This window comes from Pseudodonghicola xiamenensis DSM 18339 (assembly GCF_000429365.1).
Taxonomy (GTDB): Bacteria; Pseudomonadota; Alphaproteobacteria; order Rhodobacterales; family Rhodobacteraceae; genus Pseudodonghicola; species Pseudodonghicola xiamenensis.
Genome location: NZ_AUBS01000086.1, coordinates 1 through 1478, shown reverse-complemented (window position 1 = coordinate 1478; position 1478 = coordinate 1). Strand labels below are relative to the sequence as shown.

Here is a 1478-nt window from a genome sequence, read left to right as displayed (position 1 = left end):
GTGGCGACCCGCTACGACAGATGCCCGAAGGTCTTCCTCTCCGCCGTCGCTCTCGCCGCAACTGTGATGTTCTGGTTATGAGTCCTGAGCCTAGCAGGCGGCGGTTGTTGAACCAGTCGACCCATTCGAGGGTGGCATACTCGACGGCCTCGAAGTTGCGCCACGGCCCGCGACGATGGATGACCTCAGCCTTGAACAGACCGTTGATCGTCTCCGCCAAGGCGTTGTCGTAGCTATCTCCGACGCTGCCGACGGAAGGTTCGATGCCAGCCTCGCCCAGCCTCTCAGTGTATTTGATCGACAGGTATTGCGACCCGCGGTCGGAATGATGGACGAGCCCTGCGCCCTTGACGGGGCGGCGATCACAGACAGCCTGTTCGAGGGCATTGAGAACGAAACCTGCGTGCGCTGTCTGGCTCGCCCGCCAGCCAACGATGCGGCGCGCGTAGGCGTCGATGACGAAAGCGACATAGACGAACCCCCTCCAAGTGGCGACGTAAGTGAAATCGCTGACCCAGAGCATGTTCGGAGCAGGCGCGCGGAACTGCCGGTTCACCTTGTCCAGGGGACACGAGGCCTTCTTGTCGGGGATCGTCGTCCTGTGCGGCTTGCCCCGGATGATGCCATGAATGCCCATGTTCTTCATCAGCCTGGCAACGGTGCAACGGGCGACATGGAAGCCTTCCCGATCCAGCTGACGCCAGACCTTGCGCACGCCGTAGACGCGCCAGTTCTCTTCGAAGACGCGCTCGATCTCGGGCCGCAGGACTTCGTCGCGCCGGGCGCGGTCCGACAGCCGGGCCGGATCGGCCCGCTTCGCCAGGTGATCGTAGTAGGTAGACGGGGCGATCGGCAGAACTCTGCAGATCGGCTCGACCCCGTGCGCCTCACGCTGATCGTCCCCTCTCGCGCATGCGTGCATGCGCTGCCGGGCAATGGATGAACCCGACCATCACTTCGACCGGCGGTCGAGCTCCGCCATCGCAAAATATGCGCTCGCCTTACGCAGGATCTCGTTGGCCTGGCGCAGCTCCCGGTTCTCTCGTTCCAGCGCTTTCGTTTGGCCCTTCAAATGATCCCCCGGATCATTTGATCGCCTTGCGATCGGTCCGCACTCTCTGCCATGTCGGTCGGGATGCCCGCGCGCTTGCCGCTGTTGACCTCGGCCTTCTTGACCCATTCGTTCAGCGTCTGCGGCGCACAACCAATCTTCGCGGAAATCGACATAACTGCCTGCCAGCGCGATCCATGCTGCCCCTCATTGTCGAGGACCAAACGCACGGCGCGTTCGCGCACTTCTGGGGAAAACTTGTTCGTTGTCTTGCTCATGATGCTCCACCTTACTCAGGAGTTGGAGCCTCCGGCAAACCCGGCGCGGTTCATCCAAGCCAAGCAGCGATCTCGCAGCCAAGCATTCAGTTCGGCAAGGCTTTTGAAGCGCGGTCGCGGCACGAAGAAGCGCCGGCGCACCACACCGA

At 62.4% G+C, this 1478-nt stretch carries 2 pseudogenes and 1 other annotated feature; of the pseudogenes, one reads left to right on the top strand and one right to left on the bottom strand.

Annotation, left to right across the window (positions count from 1 at the left end):
• Nucleotides 1-81, top strand: a pseudogene (locus G455_RS26595) (IS5/IS1182 family transposase); the annotation flags it as partial.
• Nucleotides 82-91: 10 nt separating this feature from the next.
• Here G455_RS26595 and G455_RS25265 read toward each other — a convergent pair.
• Nucleotides 92-1329: pseudogene (locus G455_RS25265) on the bottom strand (IS3 family transposase); the annotation flags it as partial.
• Nucleotides 842-995 (bottom strand) — a sequence feature (AL1L pseudoknot). Its footprint overlaps the pseudogene before it by 154 nt.
• Nucleotides 1330-1478 lie beyond the last annotated feature (149 nt).